The organism is Vibrio hepatarius, assembly GCF_018860525.1.
GTDB classification, from domain to species: domain Bacteria; phylum Pseudomonadota; class Gammaproteobacteria; order Enterobacterales; family Vibrionaceae; genus Vibrio; species Vibrio hepatarius_B.
Genome location: NZ_JAHKPM010000017.1, coordinates 48121 through 64328, shown reverse-complemented (window position 1 = coordinate 64328; position 16208 = coordinate 48121). Strand labels below are relative to the sequence as shown.

Sequence of the window (16208 nt, the reverse complement as noted above, 5' to 3'; positions counted from 1 at the left end):
ATTAAAAAATTAAAGAAATGTATGCATCTACGCCCCCCGTATTGTTGTTTTTGTAAATAAAATCAAAAATGTCATTTAGGAAGCTATTTGCCTCTTCAGTATCGACACCTTTACTAAAGTTTTCCTCAATTATTTCAGTTACTTCCCTTTCGTAGGCAGCCTCAAGATCCGTCATCATAGTATGAGTCATAGCCACCAAGGATGAATCCGAGTCCACCTGCTCAACAAGAGGAATTGCACTTCCGCTACCACAAAATAAATCTCTTTCTGATTCCCAGCTTCGATTCGCCACAGGGTAGGTAGATACTGGCAACCCATCGATCAATGGAGGGCTAATTGCGAACAAAAAAACACCGCCTCCAACTTTTGCGACATAAAATTTATCCTCTGTCTTAAAAATGAGACAAACGCATCGACTGATGTACCCTCGACTTAACATCTCAGTATCAATACTCTTTAGGATATACCTTAAGTATTCGTCAGGCTTTTCTGGGTTAAAACCTGAAATGTGCTTTAAGATACATGGTAAAGGTGAGTTTATGTTGTAATCAGAGTTTATGTACGCATAAAACAAACCCGTACCTTCATCCCTTTTAAAGACACAGTCATAATCATCGTCACTTGCTTTTCTGCGCCTATTCATTGAAACAGAACGCCTAGCGCTTATCTTTAGCTCTTCATACACTGCCATCAGAATATCCCATCGAATGATTCTTCATTTACCGAATCAATTTCAGCTTCGATCTCACTCAACTGTCTTTCCAGCTTATTCAACGTAGCGTCATACATCTCATTCGCCTCAGCACTCATTTTGGCAACATAGAGCATTCTATCTCTCTCTGTCTCGTTCTCAGCGTAACGGATATCACACTCAAATTTCGCTGATGAAGACTTATCAATCTCCTCAAGCTTTTGAGATTTCATTGTATCAATCTCATTTTGCCAAGCCTTTACTCGTGCGGCCTCATACTCTAGCTTAAGCCTAGCTATCTCTTGCTCGTATGCTAATGAGAGAGTTTCATCAGGATTGCTATCAAGACGCATAGCAAGATCGCCAATTACACGCTCAGCGTCCTCTCTCATGCTTTCAAATCTTTGATGAGCATGATGTGGAGGCTTCGACATAGAGATGCTTCGATCAGTAATTTTTAGTAAATCAGCCTGACACTCAAGGTCGATTAACATTTTTTGTTTTTCAAAGTCGTCGATAATCGTCTTGTTAAGTTCATCAATACCGACGTTTGTCTCATGGGAAGCTTCTTCAAGAATAGGCTCGATAGGTGTTGAGTTCTCAGCAACAACCGACTCTTCTAAAGCTACGTCATTTATCAACTGAGTGTCATTCACTTGTAAGGGGGATTCTGTCTCTATATTGCCAGTACTTCCGCACCCAGCTAAAAGTAGAACAGCAATAACAGATGAAAGATATTTCAATTTATGCTTCATAGTACTTTCTAACTCCAAAAATGTGTTGCTAATATATAGTAAAAAAATAATGATTTTTTCAACTATCCTATTCAATCTGATCGGTCTTTATGATGTGGACTTAAATGAACGAAAAGGAATAAATGAATTCAAACAGGCGCATTTGTACAATGAAGAGTACAAAAGGTGTGCAAAGCTCCACCATTCAACCAAAATTTTTGGGGAGCCTCTCAATTGCATTAATGACACCTTCGCTGTGTCATCTTTAGAGCTACTTGGCGGTTCAAGCACTACTGCAAGTTCACCTGACATGATTCATTTCATAAGGAGTCTGAACTTCCATAACGACCCCCTCCAAAGTATTGAGATTATAAGTAACCAACAAGGCCAAATCATTAGGGTTGAGGCGGAACTACCAGCAGACGCTACAGTAGAAGAGATGCGCTCTATGGCTATGTATATTAGTAAAAAACACGGTCAACCTGACGTTACCCCGCCAAACCCAAGAATGCCTCTTTGGGGATGGATAACAAGGGATGGCTTTGAACTTAGACTATTCCGAGACACATCTAGTGGATCGAATAAGTTCTCAATTACTCAGCGGTCTGCACACGAAACACTTCGCGATCTTAAAACCAAAGCAAGTACGGAAGGAGATAATGGTTGATAGGATAAAGAATGAATTAGCTCAGAGATGACTAGCGAAGAAAGGAGGGCAATCCCAAGGAGGCTCTGGGAAGAAGCCAAAGCTACGGACAGAAACGAAAAAAAAACGCCCCAAAATAGGGGCATCTAGTTAAAAGCCACCAGCTCCGTATTATTCTAGAACTGTCACTTTTGACTCATATGGAGCACAATCTACAACTTCTGATTTCACATCCATAACACCAATCTCAACCTCTTTTGGTAAATTCGCAGACCGATAAAGTTTCTTGAACGGATCTTTAATCTTTTTAATCTTTAAGTCTTTTATAACTTCCATACAAACACCGTTGTACTTGAAGACTTTCTTGCCAATCCAGTCATCCTTAGGGTGAATAACCATTCTCTGCAAGTAAGAAATATCGATCTTATCTTCGTAAACTGACTTACCTGACTTACCTGACTCAACTTGACCAAGCTCCGTCTCTGTCAGATCGGCTGCTTCAGCATGGGCAGAGTAAAGAAGAACTCCTCCCCCCAGAAGCATAGCGAAAGAGGTCTCAACCAATAACCACTTTAAATTTTTATTCATAATAAATTTTGGTAACTTTCACTCAATGTTAAAACATAAGTATAAATATCTGCAACAAGGGTAGGGAGAGTTAAAGACAAAGCCATGATTCCAAGTAACACAGACAACGGAAAACCTATGGTAAACAAGTTCATTGCTGGCGCTGACTTACTAACCACAGCTAGAGCTGTATTAAGAAGGAGAGCCGCCCCAGTGAAAGGTATCGCAATCATAACCCCCATTAAGAACACCCTACCAAACTCTTGAGCAACAAGAAGGAAGCTTATGCTCTCAAACTTTATACCAACCAGAGGAAATGACTCAAACGACCCTGAAAAAAACTCGATAAAAAGAAGCAGCCCTCCACTTGATATGAATACCATACCAAATACAACATTTAGCAAATTAGTGATGACCCCGCTATTACCGCCACTTGCAGGGTCAATCATCTGTGCCATACCTAATCCACTAGCATAAGCAATAACTACACCTGCGATAGCAATCATCTCGAAGACAAGGAGCAGAGAACCACCATACAAGAAGCCCACCACCATGTTGCTAAAAACCTCTAGTGGGATATCAATACTGCTTGGGTCAATTGGGTTTATCTGCACAAGTCTTGGAGTAATGACGAAAGCGAAGGCAATGGCAAAGAAAAGAGCCACCTTTCTAGGAACGTTCTTAGTACCCATATAAGGAATGATAAAGCAGAAAGCCACCAGCCTGAACAATACAAGCTGGAAAGCAACCGTGTGGTCTGCGATGAGAGCAGGAATAAGGGCATTTTCCATATTATGACTCCATAGCAGACATCATTACTTGGCAATAGATGGTATTAGGCCGAAAACGTACCTGAACAATTCAGACAACTGCTCAAGAAGCATGTCTCCCATAAACAACACAGCGAAAAATATAAATATCAGCTTAGGGATAAAGCTAAGTGACGCCTCGTTGATTTGAGTAGCAGCTTGAAATACAGCGATAATGAGACCGATAACTAGAAGGGGAACCAAGACCATTGTAGAAATGCTACCAGTCACAGACATTGCCATCTTTATGGTGTCGAAAATTAGAATGTCATTTGTCATGGTGCACCTCTACACTATGAAGTAGGACTTACTAAGCCCATCCACTATCATTAGCCACCCATCCACAAGGACGAAGATAAGTATCTTAACTGGCAAAGAAATCATGATAGGGGAGACCATCATCATACCTAGACTCATCAATATTGAAGCTACCAATATGTCCACAATAACAAATGGCAAAAACACAAAGAAACCAATAGTAAGAGCTGTCTGAATCTCTGAAGAAATAAATGCAGCCCACAAGACTAGTAACGGAACCTCTTCCTTAGTTGTGTACTCTTGCCCACTCATTTGCAGGAATGTCTCTAGGTAAGACGGCATAGTGTGATTTAGCATAAATGTCTTAAGTGGCTTTGCACCTCTATCTATCGCTACATCTAGAGTTATCTGACCCTGAGAAAATGGCGAGTAAGCTTTCTCAATAATTTCTCCTATCACAGGCTGCACTATGAACATACTGATAGCGAGGGAGATAGCTACTATCACTTTGTTGTTTGGCGTTGTGTTCAAACCTAGAGCCTGTCTCATCATAGATAAAACAATAGATATCCTAAGGAACGGCGTCATGGTCATGATGATAATTGGAATAAAAGCCAGTAGCGTCATCAAGATAAGCGCAGTAAGGCTTGTACTGTATGAACTACCAAGTTCACCATTTGTACTGGTGATTAACTCCAGATCTGGTGTAGATGCAAAGGCTGAAGGTGTGAAGATAAAGGTTAGGCTAAACATTAGTCCTATCAGGTATCTTAAGTTTCGATTGATCATTAAATTGCTCTTATTGTATATCGGGCTGGTGGCTTTATGGGTGTAAATTTTTAAAAAATTAAGATTCTTCTAAGTGCAGTATGACTTCATTACAACCCAGTGATTCCCACTCGGAAACTGCCGCGAGAACATAGCTAAGTTCGTCGCCAAAATCCTTAATCAGCATTTTGAAGTGGTGAGGTGGTATGAATGCTGAGAGAAGCTCTACGCCATCATCACGGACACAAATCCCCTGTAAGTCGCAGAGGCTTTCAACTTTTTTCCCCCAGACAGACTGAGAAAGAAAATGAAAAAACTTTTGAGCTACCGATCCTTCGATTACCACTTCTTTACCTTCTATAGGTCTCACCTCGAAACCTATTTTCACATAAGGGAAAAATTCAATCTTCCCATTAGGGTTACATTGTTGGAGTGTTGCCATTATTACTTGAACCTTAATTGCACATAATTTTAGTCATTATATTGCCACATGGCTAACTAAAAAGCCTCACTTAGAGCACTTTTCACTTCCGAAAGATGTGAATCTACATCCATTATGGCCTCGACATTACTACCATCTTCCTTTTGAACCTCAAGCCTGAATCTACCATCCGGTAAATCACTTTCTATACTGTAATGGACACCGCCTCGCGTAAAATCGGCAACTTCTTCGATTCCGAAAATTTCGGTCAGATTCATAAAATCCGATCTGGAACAGTACGCATAAGTAGCCAACTCCCACTCCTTAATGCCAGAAACGAAGTCTTTAACTCTCGATTCTACAATATCCGCAAGGTATGAAGATTTAAGCTCATCCAGAACAGACTCCGCGACTGATTTAATAAAGCTACCTATAGCTTGATTGATCTCTTCCGATAGAGCTGCTGGGTGTGTTGTGGCAATTTTTAAGTCGGATATTGTCTTCTGAAGCTCTACAAAGCGCTTTTCCATCACCTCTTTTTGATCGACAGACCCTTGCATGTAGCCTTCTGCAAAGATTGCCTCTCTTATCTCTTCATCGATATCAGGATCAAGGTCTTCATCATCCTCATCATCCATACCAACTGATTCGTTTAATACTTTTAATCCAGATGGCACGGACATAGAGTCCACCTCTGAAAGAATTTTATCGAACTCGTCATCTGAGAAAATCGGGTCTTTGGCGCGTGGATCTGTCTTTATTGAAGGAAACTCTTCACTCACAAAGTCTGTGAAGTCAGAATTACCTCTGTCTATTAACGTAGGTATACCATCGAAGTCTGAAGGTAGATTGATATCATAAAAAATATCATCTTTTTTATTCTCTAACTCAGAATCAGAAAGTCTTTTAAATACACGTTCTTTAACTGAATCATTCGCCGGAAATTTAGGCATAAAAGTTTTGTTTGAATTTGTCATCTATTTCTCAATTTGTTATAGGAAAACTACGGAAATTAATATACTCAAAGAAAATACATGAACCAAGTAAGCAACCTAGATTTTTACAATCACGCATTAGCGATTAGGGAAATGCAGTTACAGTTAACAGCATCGAATATCGCAAACCAAGACACTCCTGACTATAAAGCTAAAGGCGTAGAGTTTAAAGAAGCTTTTAAACAAGCAATAGATTCGCAAGGTATAAATCTAATGAAAGATAGCCCAAGGCATTTCGATGGGCTTGGTAATAAAAGAGGTATCGAAGTTGGGTATATTAATACAGGAATGATGAGACCTGACGGAAATAACGTTAATGAACATTTAGAGAAAGCGAACTTTGCTGAACAACAGGCAATGTATGAAGCTGCACTTATGTTTTCCAATTCATCGAAAGACTCAATAAATAGCGCATTAAAGTACCAATAATATGTCAATTTTAGATGGAATGAATGCGGCAACGACCGCAATGAACGCTCAAGCTCACCGCTTAAATGCTGTTGCTGGGAATATAGCAAACCTCAACACTGTAGCGTCAAGTCCTGAACAAGCACACAAAGTACGACTCGTTGAGTTCAAGACAATTTACCAAGGTGAGGCACAAACCGTTGCTGTCAGCAACATAGTCGAAAGTACCGCACCTAATAGACCTATTTTCGACCCAACAAATCCTTTGGCGGATGAGAAGGGTTACGTATACGCAAGCAACGTGAATAGAGAAGAGCAAATGGCTGATCTAATTTCAGCTCAGCAGTCATATGAGGCTAACGCTCAAGTGGCAAAAACTCTAAAGAACCTTGCAATTACTTCAATAAAGTCAATCAAAAGCAATCAATAGAAAATGAACCTTACATCAATTAGCTCTACATCAGCGAACACAAGAAGCAGTTCAACTCAATCTGGCGGAGAATCTACAGCCTCCCAAATCAGCAATGAATTTATTACTTTGCTTTCCGCTCAAATGATGAATCAAGACCCATCTGACCCTTTGAAATCACATGAACTGACAGCTCAGTTAGCTCAAGTGGCTTCACTAGAGCAGCAGGAAGGCACAAATAAACTTATGCAAACATTAATCTCTGTTGTAGGTACTCAAGGCAACTTTGCCGCACTAAATACAGTAGGTAAAGAAGCTACAGTTGTATTGTCAGACTTCTCATACGATGGCAAAGAAACCTTATACGGTGAACTTTATATTGATGACGCAAACAAGAACGACAAGTTTACTGTTCAAGTTAAAGACTCGGCAGGTCTAGTTGTTAAAGAAATGGAAGTTGAAGTCTTTGACGGTAAAGCTAAATGGGAATGGGATGGAACTGATCACCAAGGAAATAAATTACCTGAAGGTGATTACAACATCTCTGCATTCCAAGAATCAGAAACAGGAGAAAAATTAGATGTCACCGTGACAACTAGTTCGGTTATAGAAAGTATTAACTTTTTGAATGGCATGATAAATATGGCAAATGGAACCGAGATCCTATTCGGTAATATTATTTCTGTTGCTGCGGATAGTGATGAATAAAGTATTTATAAATCAATAAAATAAAAAAATAATGAAGTTTAAAAGCCAAGGAATTCTTTAGTTATTTTGGCTTCTTGCACTTTTAATTTAACGAAAAAATTAGTATATAACTATAAAAAATATCACATGTCAGATTTTTCAAAAATTGCCCTGTCGGGACTACGTGCTGCCAATTCACAATTAGCAGTAACATCAAACAACTTGGCGAACTCTGAGACTTTTGGATACAAATCTCAGTCTGTTCAATTTAAAGCGTTATTTGCCTCTAATGGCATGAATGCAATGGGTATTGGTACAGCATTAGATGCAACTAAGACAAACTTTTCCAACGGCCCAATGATTCCAACAGGAGACCCACTGCACCACGCGATTGTGGGCGAAGGCTTCTTTATGGTCAAAGACTCTGATGGCGGAAATAAGTTTACTCGCGTTGGCCTGTTTGAGTTTAACCCAGACGGAATTTTGGTGGATAACTCTGGTAACCATGTTCAAGGCTACCTAGCTAAAGACAGTACTGGAACCACAACAGACATTATCCTTGATAAGTCGCCATTAACACCTCAGGTGTCTACCACTGGTGAACTTGACGCAAACCTAGGTACTGATGATGGTACTGGCTCTCTGACCACTACATACAGCGTATATGACGCGCTTGGTAAAGAGCACAGGATGCAAGTTAAGTTTGAGAACAAAGTAGCTAATCCCGCTACAGGCGAAGCTAGTTGGGATATGACCGCAACCATTAACGGTGAAGCAGTAAACCTTGGTCAGGTTCAGTTTGATGCTAACGGTAGAATTAAGAAAGATGCAGCACCATTCACAGATGGGGTTCTTAACATAGACCTTAGTGGTTTAGCTCAACCAATTAACGGGGTAGCGAATGTATCAATAAACATGAGCAAGCTTACGGGTTACGAAGGAGACACATCAATCCGAAATCAAGATATGGATGGTGCTCCTGTTGCAGAGTTTGAAAAGTACCAAATCGAAGCAAACGGTAACATCGTTTCTTACTACAAGGACGGACGTAGTAAACCTGTTGGTCAGATTGCACTAGCCGCAGCAGATAACCCTGACGGAATGTTGGTTGACGGAAGCTATTTCTCACTAACAACAAACTCAGGAAAAATGAGAGTTGGCGTAGCTGGGCAAGCAGGTTTTGGCAGCGTAACTCCCGGAGTTATTGAGGGCAGTAACGTAAGCACAACCGATGAACTTGTAAATATGATCTCTTCACAAAGATTCTTCCAAGCGAACGCAAAAGTAATTGGCGCGAGCAAAGAACTGAATAACGCTCTAATGCAAAACGTTTAATCTTAAAAACAGGCAATACAATGGATACATCCCTTTACTCAGTCATGTCGGCGGCAAAACAATATGGACTCCTACATGAAGTCAACACAAACAATGTCGCCAACGCGAATACAGCGGGATTTAAGCAAGATAAAGTAAGCTTCAAGGCGCTCTACTTGAATGGCGGGGATGCTATCAATAGCACTAGCTTTACAGAGCTTAACAACGTAAGCATCGATCTTACTGCTGGTGCATTAGCTCATACAGGAAACCCTTCTAATTTAGCTATTAGCGGACAAGGCTTCTTTGAGCTAACTGATTTTGAGGGGAATAAATACTACCGCCGCACACTAACTGTAATGAAAAACTCTGACGGGATATTGGTTAATGCAGACGGCGGTAAAATTTCTGGGGAAGACGGAAAGTCAATCGAGATTGGTGACGCACCATTTAAGACCGACCCTACAGGAAACGTAATTGTATTATCTGGCGATGCAACACAAGTTAGTGGAAAACTAAAGGTTGTAAGCCTTAACCATCAATCAGTTTTCAAATTAATCACAGGGGAGATATCTGTAGATCAGGAGATACCTCCTTTACCAGCAAGTGGCTACACAGTCGCACAAGGGTATCAAGAAGCCTCAAATGTAAACAGCGTCAAAGCGATGGCTACCATGGTTGAGACCCAAAAAAATTACGATATGGCATCCAAAACAATGGGAACTATCAAGGCCATACATAAAATATCAAATTCAATTTTAGAGTAACAGCAATGAACGGCGCACTATTAACAGCACAAACTGGCCTTGAGGCTCAGAACCTAAGAATGCAATTCATATCCAACAACCTCGCTAACGCAGAGACAACCGGATATAAAGCATCAAACCCTGAATTCGCAGCATTAATGACAATGAGAATTCGCGAACCTTCAGGTACTGAAGGAGCTGCATCTGGCGGCCTACAAGTTGGAACAGGAGTCCAAACACTTGGCTCGGTAACCAACTTCTCTCAAGGTGCTCCAGTCGAAACAAAAAGAGCACTAGATGTCATGATTGATGGGGATGGTTTTATCCCAGTAGTAAAAGATGACGGAACCAGACTATTCACGAGAGGCGGCACATTTAATATTGATGCGGATGGAGTACTAGTAACACTAGATAATTACGCATTAGACCCAGAAGTATCTGTGCCAGACAACACCGAAAGCATCACCATCAATAAGGACGGGACAATTCAGGTCAAAACACCTGACTCTGATGAGCTTACAGAAGTTGGTCAGTTTGAGATTGTTAAATTCCTTAATCCAAACGGACTGAGATCTATTGCTGGTGGCTACTATGAAAAAATCATCGATTCATCAGGTGATGAAATCACTGGAACACCATCGGAAGATGGGTTCGGCTCGATAATGCAAGGCTACAAAGAAGCCTCGAACGTTAACACCATCACTGAGTTGGTGAATATGATTAACGCGCAAAGAGGTTACGAAATGAACGCCAAAGCAATGAAAGCATCAGGCGATATGATGTCTACACTAAACCAAACGATTTAAAGAATGAAAAATAAAATAGCAACTTTAACCCTTTGTCTGGTTATGGCGGGTTGCGCTAGCCAGAATAAAATCCCTGAAAACAGTCAGCTAAAACCTTTTGAGACTGGGGATATAGTTTACCCGTCTACTGAGCCTCAGGATGGGGCTATTTTTACGACAAGCCAAAACTCAATGATGATTGGAGTAGGCAAGAGATACAACGTCGGCGACATAGTAATAATTCGAATGGATGAGTCGATTGATGCTCAAGATTCAATTAAGAGCAAAACGAGCCAAAAAACTTCATCAACCAGCTCATTTGGTATAACTCTACCAACCATTATTAATGAGCCATATTCAGGCGACATCAATGTTTCTCAAGACAAAAAAGTAGAAGGGGACGGAACATCAAGTCAAAGCCATCGACTAGAAGGCAATATAGCGACAACAGTAACTCAAATTTTCCCAAATGGTATTTTGGAGGTTAAGGGCTATAAAGAAATCACTCTGGAAAGAGGGACAGAAACCATCGCCATAACTGGAAGGATAAGAGAGCAAGATATCTCAACAGCAGACAACAGCGTGGCCTCTAATAGGCTAGCAGGAGCAAAAATTTACTATCGCGGTTCTGGTCATATCTATAACAAATCACAAGGTGGATGGCTTAGTGATCTCGTAACAAGTCCTTACTGGCCTTTTTAATAAAGAGTAGCAATATAATGAAAATAATAAATTTTAAGAAAAGCCTTACTTCACTACTAGTTGTATCTTCATTGATGATGCCGCTAATTAGCACTTCAGCTCAAGCAGAAAGGATCGGTGACATAGCCGAGATTAAAGGCGTAAGAACGAACGCCCTTCAAGGGTTTGGACTTGTTGTTGGCCTACCTAACTCAGGGGATCGTGGTAATTTCGCATCATCGAACTTGGTTACACTAATTCAAAAGTACGGAATTAAAGTACCGGAAAACATCAATTTATCATCTAGAAATGTAGCCGCAGTAATGGTGAATGCTACATTCCCAGCCTTTGCTAAAAAAGGACAAGAAATAGATGTCACAATCTCAACTCTAGGTAACGCAAAAAGCTTAAGAGGGGGAACGTTATTAGCAGCACCTCTAATGGGTCTTAATGGTGAGGTTTTTGCAGTTGCTCAAGGTCAGGTTCTCGTTGACGGCGTAAGTGCTGAAGGAATGGATGGCTCAACACTGGATGTCAACCTAGCTAGTGTTGCAAGAATTCCAATGGGAGCAACCGTTGAAAGAGAGCTGAGTTACGCATCTGTCTTTGAGAACAGACACATAACCATGAATTTAAACTCAAGTGACTTTGCTACAGTATCCGAAGTTGAAAAAACAATAAACAAGGCTTTTGGCGGTGGGGTCGCCAAGGCTATCGATGCAGGCAGCCTCAAAATTGTTGCACCAAAAGACAGCAGCTCAAGAATTGAGTTTATATCTATGCTGAAATCGCTTGATATAACTATACCGGAGCAGCAAGCAAGGGTAGTTATTAACTCCAGAACAGGAACTGTGATGATAACTGAAAATGTATCTCTATCACCTGTAGCGATAAGTGAAGGTAACATAGTAATCAACATATCAGAAGAGCAACAAGTTTCTCAGCCTAACCCTATCTCTGGAGGAAATACAGTAACTACTAGCAGCTCTCAAATTAGTATTGAAAGAAGGCAAGGCGACCTTGAAGTAATAAAAAGCGCTGGAACATTACAAGATTTAGTAAGCGCACTAAATACAATGGGGACGAATTCTAAAGATCTTGCAAATATTATACAATTACTAAAACAGAGCGGGTCGCTCAAAGCTAAAGTGATTGTCATATAATGCAGCTAGACACCAATTACATTATTAATAGTTCCGCTCAAAGTCTGAGCATAAATAACGTAAAAAAGCCCACAGAAGCGGAAACGGCTGCGACAGCCTTTTCCGCTCTATTTGTAGAAAAAATGTTAAACGATATGCAAACGGACGAGTCACTTTTCTCTTCTGAAAAGAAATCTGCTGGAGAAATAATGTCAAACCAATTATTAAACAGACAGCTTTCATTAATAATTTCGGAAAACAGTGACCTTAAACAAACATTCAAAGAATACCTTGAGAAGACACAAAAATGATTTTACCAGAAGTAAATAACCTAACCGACGGCTTGCTTGAATACTATAAGAAAATAGTAGAACTTGAAGGTGCATTGATGTCATTCAATATCATCAATGTTAGCAAAAAACAAAATGAAATCATGGTACTTAGAGTGATGATCAATAAAAGGTGGAAGGAGTTGGAGGAGGCGTTTGTCGAAAGAACCAACAGCCCCTTCACTGCCGATAACTTTGAAGACTATTGCTCAGGTGACGCAAGGCTAAGTATTGCTAGAGCAAACCTACACGGATACTGCACTGAGTGTAGCAAGATACTTGATGTAATATTTGCAGATAACGAACATGCAAAGAAGGTATCAGAAAATTTCTTTGGAAAATCGTTAGAGGAAAAAGCAAACCCAAAATTTGGAAAATGGGGCAAGAAGGCAAAAAATAATGAATCATAATGAATCAGAACAAAGGGACAGACAAGACCTCTAAGGTTAAGTCAAAATTTGTTAAATCCAACATAGAGATTGAAAAGAATTATAAAGAGCACGAGAAGTACATAAAAAATACACTCAGCTCTATATTGAGAAATTACGGTTACAACATAACGCAATCTGAAAGAGAAGATTTAGTTCAAATAGGGTTAATTAACCTTTTTGAACTTCACAGATCTTATGACCCCGAACTTGGAATTCCTTTTCACTCATTTGCTAGGAAAAGGATACATGGCGGATTCATTGATTACTTCAGAAATAACTCAGTAATTCCCAGACGCCAACAAGAGTTGTACCGTAATTATCAAAAAATAAAACAACAAGCTGCATCAAGAGGTGAAACTCTAAACCTTGAGGAAGCGGCGAGTTACCTAGAAATCGAGGTTGATAAACTCTCCTCAATGCTTTTAAATTGGGAAGCAAGATATAGTTCTTCAATGGATGATGTTTACGAAACCCTTAAGCAGGATGAGGACAACCCTTACAATCTATTAGAAAAATCTGTTGATAATGAATCCCTAGTGAATGCCATATCAAACCTTACAGAAAAAGAACAAATAGTGCTCTCGCTATATTTTGACAAAGAATTATCTTTGAGAGAAGTAGGAGAGGTTATGGGTATAACTGACGGGCGGGTGTCTCAAATAAAGAATGACGCCATTAGAAAAATAAGAAACCAGATAGTATGAGATTTAAACCGTGCAAAACAAACTAACTCAACTCAAAGACAATGTCAGTGCTTTGCCATTTAACAAAAAAGCTTTACTTGGCGGAGCACTAGCAGTAAGCGTGGCTGTGAGCGGATTTACAATTCATCAGCTCAGCCAACCAAGCTATGTCACCATGATGACAAATCTTGACCAAACAAACTTACAAACGATCATCCCAATTCTAGAAGCTGAAGGTATCCCCTTTACTGTAGCACCTAATAATTCAACACTATTAGTAGACCGTGACGCAGTACAAAAGGCGACTAATGTATTAGCAAAAAACGGGTTACCATCTAAACCTATATCAGGCTACGAGCACCTTAGTAACTCAAGTAGCCCCTATATGACTAAGTCTACTGAAGAGCAGATATCAAGACAGATCTTGGAAGAGAATCTAGAAAGCTCAATTCTGCAATTAGATAATGTCGAAAAGGCACAAGTTAGGTTGGCAGTAGCAAAAAACAGCCAATTCCTTAGAGATGTATCTCCGTCTAGTGCTTCTGTTGTTTTAACGATAAAAAGAGGTAAGAGTCTCAACCGTGCTCAAATTAATGGGATCGTTAAAATGATTTCATTCAGTATCCCAAATCTACCTGAGGAGAATGTAATAATCCTAGATCACACAGGAATAGCACTATCAAAAGGTTCTGACTACGCTCTAGGAAATATAGGCACTTCCTCGGAACACAAAGCGCAAATAGAAGAACAGCTAAGACAAAAAATAGTTGAGGTTGTTGCCCCTATAGTTGGCCTAGATCAAGTCAGAGTGAACGTAGAAGCCAATGTAAACTTTGATAAAGTAGAAAACACTAAAGAAGAACCCGTTACTTCATCAGTAATACTTAGCCAACAAACAGAAAAAAGCTACGACAAAGACCTAGCTGGTGGCGGTGGCGTAGTTGGTGCAGTCGCGAACCAACCGCCAGATCACGCATCTTTTGAGGAATCACCAGACTCAGGTTCTACAAATAGTTCGCAGGATAAAGGTGTAAGCCACATTAAGGAAACCACAAACTACTCTGTTGGTAAGAGCATAACTCACACAATTAAATCTGCTGGAGAAATCCAGAAGATAAATGTTGCCATACTTTTTGATAGCCGAAACTTTACCGAGGTAGAGCTACCAAAAGCAATAGAAAGCATTACTTCACTAACTCAATCAAGTATTGGATTTAATCCTGATCGAGGCGACAACCTAGATGTCCGTGCCATGACCTTCACAGAGCCTGAAGTGGTTCCTGCGGATCCACTGCCGTTTTACGAGACAAAAATAGGTAAAGACGCAATCGAAGCAGGCAAGATGATAGGCGCAATCCTACTTCTATGGCTTCTGTTCTGGCGTCCTTTAGTAAACAGAATCCTTCCATCATCAAAAGAAGAAGAAAGCAGCAACGATAATGAGGCAGCTAGCCTAACAACAACGGACGAAGCGCTCAATAGCGAAACTGGTCTGGTTGAACAAATTTCAACCGAAGCAACTGAAGCTGAATTTAACAATGAAACAACCAAGTCTATTGAGCTAATGAAGACTAAGCCAACTGAGTCACAAAACGTCCTACAGAGTTGGCTTGCTGACATCTCATTAGAAGACCTTTTAAACTCTGAAAAAGATGAAGATCTAGATTCAGATAATAATAAGTTGGCTGACCCTGAAGAGAAATCAGAAGAAGAAAATAACGAAAGCGCAGCAGGTGAGAAAAATGACAAGTAACCTAACAGGCACCCAAAAAATTGGCCTACTAATTCGAGCAGTTGGTTATGACGCTATAACACCGATTATTCAAACCTTGCAGCTATCAGAAGAGACTCTCGACCTTATTGATAAAGAGACACCGGAAACGGTGTCCAAAAGCCAAGCAATCGAAATCGTAAGAGAGTTTAACACCTCCGTTAACTTAGTTGTGGGTGGTAAGCGCGAGAGCCTAATGGATGCCCTTGATGATATTGGATTCGAGAATGGCGCATTTGGAAAGATATCAAGAAAGATGAATGGCTTTAAAAAGTTATCTTCAATGAGTTCCGAGGAAGTTTTTAACCTGATCAAAATGGAACAACCGCTTCATCAGGCAATTATACTATTTGAGATGCCAGAAAAACTGTCTGTTGAAGTGTTTGGTTATTTCGATATAGATGAACAGTCTAAAATCACACATGAAGCGGATAAAGCTGAGGCTCCTAGTCGAGAAACACTTATTGCAATCAATTCAGTAGTTGAAGACCTAATCTCAAGCAACGAAAGCAGTAACTCTGGAAACCTTGATAGAATATTGTCTTTCACTGATGGTATGGAAGAAGATCATCTCAATAAATACCTTGATAGTCTGCCTGAAGATATTGCTGAAAAGATTAGAGCCAATGTTCTTACGTTTAGCCATATCCTTGAACAAGGCGAAGATGTGTTGTCTGAAATTATTGGTGACATCGGCACTACAGATATCGCTTACGCTTTCTGCCTGTGCGATGAGTCAATATTCAACAAGGTTAAAGCTGGGTTGACTCCAACCAAAGCACAAGACGTCACATTCAACATAGATAAGACTGTCAAAAAAGACGACAAGAAGATGATTTCAGAAGCTCAAAAGCTGGTTATTGTACGAGCCAAAAAGCTTCAGTCTGATGGCAAGATAGAGATTGTGAAATAAGAAAAAAATTCACTAAACTT

22 protein-coding genes are annotated in these 16208 nt (G+C 40.0%); 14 read left to right on the top strand and 8 right to left on the bottom strand.

Annotated elements, in window-relative coordinates; translation table 11 throughout:
• Position 1: 1 nt before the first annotated feature.
• Both KO511_RS04725 and KO511_RS04720 read right to left on the bottom strand, forming a co-directional pair.
• Complete coding sequence (locus KO511_RS04725; RefSeq protein ID WP_215986324.1) at positions 2 to 691, bottom strand: hypothetical protein; 690 nt, start codon at positions 689 to 691, stop codon at positions 2 to 4.
• A complete protein-coding gene (locus tag KO511_RS04720) occupies positions 691 to 1446 on the bottom strand; it encodes a hypothetical protein (RefSeq protein ID WP_215986323.1) in 756 nt (251 codons plus the stop codon). The genes KO511_RS04725 and KO511_RS04720 overlap by 1 nt, the downstream gene beginning before the upstream one ends.
• A 49-nt stretch (positions 1447 to 1495) precedes the next feature.
• Here KO511_RS04720 and KO511_RS04715 point away from each other — a divergent pair, with 49 nt between their 5' ends.
• Positions 1496 to 2092 (top strand): hypothetical protein, encoded by a 597-nt coding sequence (locus KO511_RS04715; protein WP_215986322.1) that lies wholly within the window; start codon positions 1496 to 1498, stop codon positions 2090 to 2092.
• A 150-nt stretch (positions 2093 to 2242) separates the two neighbouring features.
• Here the strand turns inward: KO511_RS04715 and KO511_RS04710 are convergent, their stop codons facing one another.
• From KO511_RS04710 to KO511_RS04685, 6 genes are read right to left on the bottom strand one after another with little or no spacing between them, the layout of a single operon-like run.
• Positions 2243 to 2659, bottom strand: a complete 417-nt coding sequence (locus KO511_RS04710) for a hypothetical protein (RefSeq protein WP_215986321.1) — start codon at positions 2657 to 2659, stop codon at positions 2243 to 2245.
• A complete protein-coding gene (locus KO511_RS04705; protein ID WP_215986320.1) occupies positions 2656 to 3429 on the bottom strand; it encodes a flagellar biosynthetic protein FliR in 774 nt (257 codons plus the stop codon). The genes KO511_RS04710 and KO511_RS04705 overlap by 4 nt, the downstream gene beginning before the upstream one ends.
• A gap of 24 nt (positions 3430 to 3453) precedes the next feature.
• The gene (locus KO511_RS04700) at positions 3454 to 3726 is read right to left on the bottom strand and encodes a flagellar biosynthetic protein FliQ (protein ID WP_215986319.1); all 273 of its coding nucleotides are present in this window, start codon (positions 3724 to 3726) and stop codon (positions 3454 to 3456) included.
• Between the two features lie 9 nt (positions 3727 to 3735).
• Positions 3736 to 4494, bottom strand: coding sequence for a flagellar type III secretion system pore protein FliP (locus KO511_RS04695; RefSeq protein WP_215986318.1), 759 nt, complete (start codon positions 4492 to 4494; stop codon positions 3736 to 3738).
• 58 nt (positions 4495 to 4552) lie between these two features.
• A complete protein-coding gene (locus KO511_RS04690; RefSeq protein WP_215986317.1) occupies positions 4553 to 4915 on the bottom strand; it encodes a hypothetical protein in 363 nt (120 codons plus the stop codon).
• Positions 4916 to 4971: 56 nt separating this feature from the next.
• The gene (locus tag KO511_RS04685) at positions 4972 to 5871 is read right to left on the bottom strand and encodes a hypothetical protein (RefSeq protein ID WP_215986316.1); all 900 of its coding nucleotides are present in this window, start codon (positions 5869 to 5871) and stop codon (positions 4972 to 4974) included.
• 57 nt (positions 5872 to 5928) lie between these two features.
• Here KO511_RS04685 and flgB point away from each other — a divergent pair, with 57 nt between their 5' ends.
• From flgB to KO511_RS04620, 13 genes are all read left to right on the top strand, one after another.
• Positions 5929 to 6318, top strand: a complete 390-nt coding sequence (gene flgB, locus KO511_RS04680; RefSeq protein WP_215986315.1) for a flagellar basal body rod protein FlgB — start codon at positions 5929 to 5931, stop codon at positions 6316 to 6318.
• Position 6319: 1 nt separating this feature from the next.
• Positions 6320 to 6727 carry a flagellar basal body rod protein FlgC gene (flgC, locus tag KO511_RS04675; RefSeq protein WP_215986314.1) on the top strand — a complete coding sequence of 136 codons (408 nt, stop codon included), beginning with the start codon at positions 6320 to 6322 and terminating at the stop codon, positions 6725 to 6727.
• Positions 6728 to 6730: 3 nt separating this feature from the next.
• Positions 6731 to 7414 carry a flagellar hook assembly protein FlgD gene (locus KO511_RS04670; protein WP_215986313.1) on the top strand — a complete coding sequence of 228 codons (684 nt, stop codon included), beginning with the start codon at positions 6731 to 6733 and terminating at the stop codon, positions 7412 to 7414.
• 126 nt (positions 7415 to 7540) lie between these two features.
• Entirely contained in the window at positions 7541 to 8728 is a 1188-nt protein-coding gene (locus KO511_RS04665) for a flagellar hook protein FlgE (protein ID WP_215986312.1), read from the top strand.
• Between the two features lie 20 nt (positions 8729 to 8748).
• Positions 8749 to 9474, top strand: coding sequence for a flagellar hook-basal body complex protein (locus KO511_RS04660; RefSeq protein ID WP_215986311.1), 726 nt, complete (start codon positions 8749 to 8751; stop codon positions 9472 to 9474).
• Between the two features lie 5 nt (positions 9475 to 9479).
• Positions 9480 to 10259, top strand: coding sequence for a flagellar basal-body rod protein FlgG (gene flgG, locus KO511_RS04655; protein WP_215986310.1), 780 nt, complete (start codon positions 9480 to 9482; stop codon positions 10257 to 10259).
• 3 nt (positions 10260 to 10262) lie between these two features.
• Entirely contained in the window at positions 10263 to 10940 is a 678-nt protein-coding gene (locus KO511_RS04650) for a flagellar basal body L-ring protein FlgH (protein ID WP_215986309.1), read from the top strand.
• 17 nt (positions 10941 to 10957) lie between these two features.
• Positions 10958 to 12082 carry a flagellar basal body P-ring protein FlgI gene (locus KO511_RS04645; protein WP_215986308.1) on the top strand — a complete coding sequence of 375 codons (1125 nt, stop codon included), beginning with the start codon at positions 10958 to 10960 and terminating at the stop codon, positions 12080 to 12082.
• A complete protein-coding gene (locus KO511_RS04640) occupies positions 12082 to 12372 on the top strand; it encodes a hypothetical protein (RefSeq protein ID WP_215986307.1) in 291 nt (96 codons plus the stop codon). Before KO511_RS04645 ends, KO511_RS04640 begins: the two co-directional genes overlap by 1 nt.
• Complete coding sequence (locus KO511_RS04635; RefSeq protein WP_215986306.1) at positions 12369 to 12800, top strand: hypothetical protein; 432 nt, start codon at positions 12369 to 12371, stop codon at positions 12798 to 12800. Before KO511_RS04640 ends, KO511_RS04635 begins: the two co-directional genes overlap by 4 nt.
• Positions 12800 to 13525: a sigma-70 family RNA polymerase sigma factor gene (locus tag KO511_RS04630; protein WP_215986305.1), complete on the top strand. Its 726-nt coding sequence runs from the start codon at positions 12800 to 12802 to the stop codon at positions 13523 to 13525. The genes KO511_RS04635 and KO511_RS04630 overlap by 1 nt, the downstream gene beginning before the upstream one ends.
• A 10-nt stretch (positions 13526 to 13535) precedes the next feature.
• Entirely contained in the window at positions 13536 to 15257 is a 1722-nt protein-coding gene (gene fliF, locus KO511_RS04625) for a flagellar basal-body MS-ring/collar protein FliF (protein ID WP_215986304.1), read from the top strand.
• Positions 15247 to 16188 carry a FliG C-terminal domain-containing protein gene (locus KO511_RS04620; protein WP_215986303.1) on the top strand — a complete coding sequence of 314 codons (942 nt, stop codon included), beginning with the start codon at positions 15247 to 15249 and terminating at the stop codon, positions 16186 to 16188. The genes fliF and KO511_RS04620 overlap by 11 nt, the downstream gene beginning before the upstream one ends.
• The last annotated feature ends 20 nt before the right edge of the window (positions 16189 to 16208 follow it).